Annotated in this window: 9 protein-coding genes; 2 read left to right on the forward strand and 7 right to left on the reverse strand. The window is 55.4% G+C overall.

Translation table 11 applies throughout. From position 1 onward, the window contains the following. The first annotated feature begins 201 nt into the window (after nucleotides 1-201). A complete protein-coding gene (gene tnpB, locus VH564_RS23735; RefSeq protein ID WP_423342314.1) occupies nucleotides 202-504 on the forward strand; it encodes an IS66 family insertion sequence element accessory protein TnpB in 303 nt (100 codons plus the stop codon). Here the strand turns inward: tnpB and VH564_RS23740 are convergent. Together VH564_RS23740 and choX are read right to left on the reverse strand one after the other, a co-directional pair. Continuing rightward, entirely contained in the window at nucleotides 411-1,223 is an 813-nt protein-coding gene (locus VH564_RS23740) for an alpha/beta fold hydrolase (RefSeq protein ID WP_423342315.1), read from the reverse strand. The two genes, tnpB and VH564_RS23740, sit on opposite strands and share 94 nt — an antisense overlap. Beyond that, on the reverse strand, nucleotides 1,220-2,158 hold the full coding sequence (choX, locus tag VH564_RS23745; protein ID WP_423342316.1) for a choline ABC transporter substrate-binding protein: 939 nt from the start codon (nucleotides 2,156-2,158) through the stop codon (nucleotides 1,220-1,222). The genes VH564_RS23740 and choX overlap by 4 nt, the downstream gene beginning before the upstream one ends. A 108-nt stretch (nucleotides 2,159-2,266) precedes the next feature. On the opposite strand from choX, the gene betI reads away from it, so the two are divergent. Next, on the forward strand, nucleotides 2,267-2,872 hold the full coding sequence (gene betI, locus VH564_RS23750; RefSeq protein ID WP_423342323.1) for a choline-binding transcriptional repressor BetI: 606 nt from the start codon (nucleotides 2,267-2,269) through the stop codon (nucleotides 2,870-2,872). 54 nt (nucleotides 2,873-2,926) lie between these two features. On the opposite strand, the gene VH564_RS23755 is transcribed toward betI, so the two are convergent. The 5 genes from VH564_RS23755 to VH564_RS23775 all read right to left on the reverse strand — a co-directional run. Then, entirely contained in the window at nucleotides 2,927-3,463 is a 537-nt protein-coding gene (locus VH564_RS23755) for an AAA family ATPase (protein WP_423342317.1), read from the reverse strand. A gap of 102 nt (nucleotides 3,464-3,565) precedes the next feature. Continuing rightward, nucleotides 3,566-5,389 (reverse strand): ABC transporter ATP-binding protein, encoded by a 1,824-nt coding sequence (locus VH564_RS23760; protein WP_423342318.1) that lies wholly within the window; start codon nucleotides 5,387-5,389, stop codon nucleotides 3,566-3,568. Between the two features lie 2 nt (nucleotides 5,390-5,391). Beyond that, the gene (locus VH564_RS23765; RefSeq protein ID WP_423342319.1) at nucleotides 5,392-5,787 is read right to left on the reverse strand and encodes a glyoxalase superfamily protein; all 396 of its coding nucleotides are present in this window, start codon (nucleotides 5,785-5,787) and stop codon (nucleotides 5,392-5,394) included. A gap of 234 nt (nucleotides 5,788-6,021) precedes the next feature. Next, on the reverse strand, nucleotides 6,022-6,318 hold the full coding sequence (locus VH564_RS23770) for a DUF2268 domain-containing putative Zn-dependent protease (RefSeq protein ID WP_423342324.1): 297 nt from the start codon (nucleotides 6,316-6,318) through the stop codon (nucleotides 6,022-6,024). A gap of 331 nt (nucleotides 6,319-6,649) precedes the next feature. Continuing rightward, nucleotides 6,650-7,690: type VI immunity family protein (locus VH564_RS23775; RefSeq protein WP_423342320.1), on the reverse strand; the 1,041-nt coding region annotated here is incomplete at its 5' end.

Consider the following 7,690-nt stretch of genomic DNA (forward strand, 5'->3'; position numbering starts at 1 on the left):
CTTCTGAGCGTTTCCGCGCCAATCAAGCTTCACGCTGGTTGCGATTTCGCCGCCGGCGGCACCTGGCGAAAAGGCTTCGCCACTCCGGCCGGAAGATGACAACGGGATCGAGATCGACCTGCCGAATGGCCGACGGCTGACGATCCCTGCCTCACTTCATCCCACCATTCGTGCGCGCCCGTAACCTGTCCTGGATGCGGCATGATCGCGTTTCTGGCTGGAGTGAAGGCTTCGATCGCGGGCGGGGCTACGGACATTCGTTGCGGCACGAACAGCCTGGCGCTGAAAGTGCAGCAAGGTCCTGGCCGCGATCCTCATGGCGGCGACGCCTTCTGCTTCCGGGGGCGAAAGGATGATCTAATCAAGGTCCTGTGGCAATCTGCCCGCAACGAGATCACGCCACAAACTCACTACACGGCTAGAAAGCGCCTAATATGCGCCGCAACAAGCTCAGGATTTTCCCAATGCGGATTGTGCCCATGGCCGTCCATAACGATCGACTGAGAATCTGATACCGTATTATTTAATGCCGTCCGATGTTTCCCATCGAAAAGTTCGTCTTGCCCTCCTGATATGCCCAGGCTCGGGATATTGATCCTGGCTGCTTCAAAGGACAAATCAAGATCGCACAGTTCGAAAAAAATCCCATGCCAGACGGAGGCGGGTATGGCTGCCGCCTCCCCGCGCAGATGATCCAGAAAACCCTGGTTCACCGGCTGTGGACAGGCATGCCAGTATTCGAAGAAGGGGTCGCGCGGGTCGATCGGGTCTGACAGATCGAGAATGCGAGCGCAGAGCGACGCATCGGCTAAGAGCGCGGGGCGTACCGTTCCGGCAATTGTCACCAGTGTTTTCATAGGCGGGCGATCCATCGAAGCAAGCTTTATCGCAATCATCGCGCCTAAGGAATGTCCGATGACCGCCACGGGAACGCTATCCAGCGAGTCGATCAGCGCTGCAATATCGCTCGCCAGGCCTTCGACCGTCCATCGATCTCGTGCATCTGATACGCCGTGCCCCGGTAGATCCGGAATGACTAGCCGAAAGTTCCGCAAAAACGGCTCCATGAGCGAGAAACTGCGGCTTGAGTCCGAATAGCCATGGATGAAGATGAGTGCCGCCGTTGTGCCGCCGGTATCAACATAGGCGAGAGACCGCCCATCGGGCAGCCGGAAGTACGACTTACGGCTAGCCCAGGCACCATGATCAATCGATCCGGTCACAGGCCCAGCTTCGCCTTGACTGTTTCAAGGCCGGGCTTGCCGTCAAGCGACGTCACGCCTTCGAGCCAGCCCTTCATGCGATCGGGCTCCGAGGAAATTGCTTTCAGCGCCGCTTTCTCCGGCGAAAGGCTGTCATTCATCAGATATCCCATCCCCTTGTTCTCGAAGTCGATATCGAAGGTCAGATTGTGGAGTAGCTTTGCCACGTTCGGGCATTCTTCCAGGTAGCCTTTGCGAACCTGTGTCGAGACCGTCGCTGAGCCGAAATTCGGCCCATAGAACTTGTCGCCGCCCGTCAGATATTTGATGTCGAAGGCCGTGTTCATCGGGTGGGGCGCCCAGGCCTGGAAGACGACGAAGTCCTTCCTTGTCACATGCCGCTTGACCTCCGACAGCATGCCCTGTTCGCTGGACTCGACAACGTTCCAGCCCGCCAGATCCAGCGACGGGTCGGCGATCGCATCCAGCATCAGTTGGTTCGATCCGGGTTCGATGCCATAGAGCTTCTTGTTGAAGCGGTCGGCAAACTTGTGAAGGTCCGCGAAATCCCTGACACCTGAATCCCAGACATAGGTCGGCACCGCGAAAGTGTATTTGGCGCCGGTGAGGTTGGTAACGACATTCTCGACAGAACCATCGGCCTGGAATGGCTTGTAATAATTGACCATCGCCGGGTCCCAATAGCCGAGAAACGCGTCCAGCTGCTTGTTCTTCAGGCTTGTGTAGATCACACCGATGCCCAAGACCGAGCTCTGGGCCTGATAGCCGAGCGCATTCAGCAAGGTTGCTCCCACACCCGTAGTGAAGGCCAGATCGTTCCAGCCCGGCTCGGCCATACGAACGAGCTTGCAACTTTCCGGGTCGCCGGCCAACGCCGGAAGCGCGGCGCCACAGAGAAGAAGGGAGAGCATTCCGGTTTTGAGCATTTTCTGCATTCGAATTCCCCTTTTGACCTGGTGGTCATATTATTGACCAGCGGGACAAGATTTGATCTTTGAGGTGGGAATTGTCAATGGTGCATGGATAGCAGCAAGGCAAATTCGATGAAGCTCACTTCAATAAGCACGGTTCGACGCAGGGAACTCCGCAAAGCGGCGTTCGAGGTGCTCCAGCAGGAGGGAATGGCCGGCGCAACCCTAGAGAAGGTCGCCGCCCACGCTGGCGCCTCAAAAGGGATTGTCCTCCACTACTTTAAGAACAAGCAGGAGCTCTTCGAGCATGCGATGCGTGAGGCCAACGCCTCGCTCAGCGAGGCGGTCAGCGAGAGACTGAAGGCCGCGAGAACGCCGTTCGAGCGGCTAGATGCGATCATCCAAGGGAACTTCGAGGAGCGGTTCTTCCGCCCGTCCGTCTGCCATGCGTGGCTATCTCTCTGCGCGGAAGTCCCGCGGGAGCCCCAACTTGCACGCATTCAAAAGGTCATCCACTCGCGAATGCGCTCCAACCTGATGTCGGCGCTTACGGCCATCTTACCGCGAGACGAGTGTGATGCTGTCGCCCTAACGATCACCACGTTGATTGACGGCCTGTGGCTTCGTGGCGGTCTTCAATCTGAAGGTCTTTCGCGAGAAACGGCATTGGCGCAGATGCGCGACTATATAAACCTGCGATTGGCGAAATCTCTTAATGCGATGCAGATAGTTGAATAGCACGGGAGCTGTGTCGCAGGCGCAAGGGCGCGACCACCGGAGAATGGGCACGGATCACTTTTGCAGTAGCTCCCAAGCCCGATATAATTCGTTCAACTCCTCAGCTGTGCGACATTCAACGGCCGGCAGGCCCGACTCTTGAATTGCCCGGGAATATTTCAAGCCACTATTTCTGGTCTTCACAAGAATCCAATGGATCATTTCCCATTTGATGCTGTCCTTGGCACCTTCAAGGTGGCCGGCTCGCTCCGCGCGATTGCTCAACGTGCGCTTCAGATATCGAGCAAACCGGAGCCAGTGGTTGGAGGTTACGAGGATCGCACCTGTCGCTCGCGCAAAACGCTGCGGCATGATGCGCGAGTAGTTGCCTTCCATTATCCATGTCTCTCCGAGAATTGCCGTATCGTGAAGTGCGGCAAATTCCACCTCCGGACGCTGCTGCCAGTCGGTGTCGGGTAGGTGATGAAGCTGGTCAAGGTGAATGGCCGGAAACCCCAGTTTCTTCGAAAGGGCAACCGCAAGAGTTGACTTACCTGCGTTCGAGGGTCTGAGAACAACAATGCGCTCGCCAAGAGATTGCAAAGGCCGCATAAGACACCGACCCAATTTTGCGGTGGGGTTCCTGTTGCCATATGGCGGTATGGCCGTCAATGCAGTCTTTTTGCGGCGAGATTTTGCAATCGACTGGGTTAACTATTCATCCTCTGGAATGAAGCCACCTGTCTGCCGCCTCCACAGACGGGCAAACAAGCCATCGCTCATTATCAGCTCCTCGGGCCTGCCCTCCTCCACGATACGGCCATGGTCGAGAACGACGATCCTGTCCATCATCGCAATTGTCGATAGCCTATGTGCGATGGCAATGACCGTCTTTCCCGCCATCAGCAGTTCGAGCTTTTCCTGGATGGCCGCCTCCGATTCACTGTAGAGGGCGGATGTTGCCTCATCCAGCACAAGGATGGGCGCGTCCTTTAGCAATACCCTGGCGATGGCCACGCGTTGCCGTTGACCGCCGGAAAGTTTGATGCCGCGGTCGCCGACGAATGCCTCGTAGCCCTTGCGCCCTTCGCCATCTGTGAGATCGGCTATGAACATGTCAGCCCGCGCTGTCTTAGCCACTTGTTCAATCTGTTGCTGCGTCGCCTCTGGTCGGCGGTGCAATAGCGCGACATCCTGCGCTATCACACCGATGTTGCGGCGAAGGCTTCCTTGGGTGACCTCGCTGATGTCCTGTCCGTCGATCAGGATTGCGCCATTCTGGATGTCATAAAACCGCAGCAAAAGGCTTACTAGTGTCGTCTTGCCGGCGCCGGAAAGGCCAACCAGGCCAATCTTTTCACCAGCCTGGATAGTCAGCGAAAGACTGTCGATCACGGGTTTTCCAGACTTGTAGGTAAAACCCACGTTTTGAAACCGAATTTCGCCGCGACGAACTATCAGGTCGGCAGCGTTGAGCGGATCAACGATTGTGGGTGGCGTAGTCATGACCGGCATCGCGTCCTTGATTGTGCCAACTGCCTGGAAGATCTGCTGGCCCATTTGCAAGAAGACGAAGATCTGCGTGGAGAGTCGCTGAAGAATATAGACCGCGCCGACAAACTGGCCGACCGAGAGGAAGCCCTTGACCAGCCCGGAAAATCCGATCGACAGCATGCTTAGCCACAATAGCGTGTTGAGAATAACCACAGCGAGTTCGGAGGTGCGGTAAATGCGCTGTTCGCTCTGTTGCGTTTGGACGGACTTCTGAATGGTGCGACGGATCGCGCCTGCCTCGCTGTCTTCGGCCGCAAACTGCTTGATCATCTGCATATTGGTGTAGAGATCGGTCAGGGCGCCAGCAACCAGGCTTCGCTGCTTTGCAGTGCGGCGAGAGCGCTCTGCAAAAGTGGGGACTGTTTTGACGGTGTATGCCACGTTGAGCGCGATCCATATGACAACAGGCAGGGCAAGTTGCCAAGACAGAGCGCTGAGCAAGACCACGGAACCGACCATCTGCAGCAAGAAGCGTGGAACAGTCTGGAAGGCAGCAATGATCTGCTGCTGAACTGCGGAAGATACCTGCTGCAGACGTGAGGCGACCTGTCCGGCAAATAGCTCGTGGAAGAAAGCCAGATCCTGCCCCTCGACCGCCTTGTGGCCCTGCCATTGGATCGCCGCAGGCATGCCGATACCAAGTGTATGCGACTGAAGCGTGTTGAGTAAGAACGAGGCGATCGGCATTGCGGGGAAGATCAGGAGCCCCAAAAAGGTGAGCAACGGCCACTCATCGGCCAGGAAGACGGAAGCACCCTGCCTGGTTACGCCATCGACGATGACCGACAACCCCCAAACGATCGACAAGTTGATCGCTTCCATAGCCATCGCGGAAAATGCTAGTAGCATCAGGACGCCGCGAAACATTGATATGAAATGCAAGAGAACCGCGACAGGCCCTGTGGGTGGAAGAGGCCTATAGGGAATATCTAAGGGGCGGATCAAATTTTCAAACGGACGATAGATTATGTCCGAGATTGACATGGCTATCCCCTCTTCTCGCAGAAGCGGATGCGATTTCCAAAAGGATCGTGGACTTCGAGTTGTTCGCCCCAAGGCAGGTGATCAATGCCGGGGCGCCCGTAGCGGTATTTCTTCGATGTCAACTCGGCATGGTAGGCGGCGATGCCGATCGTCCATACGAAAGTGGTGGAGCCTGGACTTGCATCGCCATGATGCTCGGACAGATGGAACTCGAGCCCTCCTCGCTCCACAGCCATGTAAAGCGGGAGCCCCGGCTCGAAACGATGCTCCATAGTGACCGTGAAGCCCAAGAAATCACAGTAGAACTCGCGCGCCTTTGCGACGTCGAACATCCGCAAAATTGGAATGGGCCTTTGAAACATCACGCCCGAAATCGGGGTCGAAGCGGCTGTTGTCATTTCCATCCCTCACGAATTGTCGGCAAGCTCGAGCTCAAACACTTTCTTGAAAGTGGTCTCAAGATCGGCATCCAAGACCTCTTTTGTATTAGCACCAAGGTGACCATCGATGATGAGTATGGCAAGACCATGCATCATAGACCATCGGGTGCTGGCTAAAATCATTCGCTGAAAGTCATCGGAGCCTGGTCCAGAATGTGAGAATCGCAGACGGAGAGGCGTCGATCATGCCAGTCATGGCCACTCCGGGTTTGCCCGGCTGTAAAGGCTGACGAGGCGATAGCCGATGGTGTAGCCTGCCCATCGTGGCAAGTTGCCAGTGCCGAAGAACCGGGCCGCGTGATCGTAATCCTCGCGATGTATTTCGCGTTCGGCTTGATCGAGAAGACTTCGCCAATCGCTGTCGACCAGGGCATGTGTCCATGGTGCATCGAGCGCGCCGGTGACACTCTCCGAAAATTTGTCAGCTAGTCCTTCCGACACAAAAGCGTCACCCAACGACCGCCCGTAGCCATAAGCATCCCATCGCATCGAAAGCTCATGGGCGAGTGTCCGCAAGCGGCAATTCTCAACCAGTGGCCAATCCGCATTTCAACAATTCGCGGCGCTCGCTGCATAACTGTGTCCAGCGATAGCTCTTTCTGCAGACCTTGCAAAAATTTGCAACAGAGCCGCCGACGCGGCAAAGGCAAATGAACTGTGATCAATTCCCACTCCCGTCAGTCTGGTCGCTTGCATAACGGGATGCCATGCGGGCATAAATCTTCCGGGCCGTTTCAGTTCAAGCCATCATCTCCATCGAAATCTTTGCGAATCCGCAGAATAACAACTTTTGAGGTCCATCTCAGGACAGCGGCCTTCTTCAATCAAAACGCCGTAGCCAAGCCAACGTCTCATCTCTGTCATCCAGAGGCAATGGTAGACCCTCGAAGATCCCGCGACGGCCAAAATCTTCGAAGCGGATCGGTTTCAGCAATTGTGATACCTTTTGGTAGTTCTCGGAGAACTCTCCTCGGTTGGCGTCTCCGATTTTCGGTTCCGGTCCAGCCTGAATAATGACGCCACCCCTATAAGGGTACACAGGGCAGGACGAACCAAGTGCCTCACGCATTTTCTCAAGCCCTCCAATCAGTTGGAGACGCTCTTCATCGATCAACGTCAACCAATTGATCGAGCGTATGACTGGTCGGGTCGCCGGTTCACTCCTCACTCTCCAAAGGCTTAGATCTGGATAGTCCAAACCGGGAAATCGCTTCAGGAATGGAAAGGCGAGATCAAGGAACGGTCCGCGTCCCCCGCCCTCTTCCATGATTAGGCCAAAACCGAATGTACCATGAATAGGTTGCCCGATCTCCGCCCATCGATTCACAAGAGTTGCCAACTTTGTATAGTCACCCTGAGGCCAGTCCGCCGGAATGTAAGCTTCGAGGCGCCCAAGCGCATTGCTTTTATGCGCCAATCGCCTTTCCGAAATCGAGGGTCGAGCCACTACACCGATGTGATATGGAGTAGGTTCATCCTTGTCCAAGGCGTCGGGAAAGCCATAGAGTTCGGCATCGAAACCTTCGGATAGTTCGTCGGGCGAAATGCTATTCATACGGTCCGTGAAGTATCTGATATAGTCAAAGTCACTGGTAGGTTTCAAACGCTTGCCGTCATAGGGCATATAATGGGTAATCTTGTCAGAGAAGATCACACCATAATCTTCGACCAGACGAATCATTCTTTCCCGAACTTCGTTATCGTAAGCGCGGCTGAAATACAGCTTGAGCAAAAATCCAAATTTTAACGCCGTGACCTTGCCCCGCCGAATTAATCCATTTTGAAGTAAGCTCTGGCCCATTGAGAGGACCAGAGGATGAAGCGCAACCGTTTTACAGACGAACAGATCATCGGCATTTTG

Origin of the sequence: Rhizobium sp. HT1-10, from assembly GCF_049472505.1 — a bacterium.
Classification (GTDB): domain Bacteria; phylum Pseudomonadota; class Alphaproteobacteria; order Rhizobiales; family Rhizobiaceae; genus Rhizobium.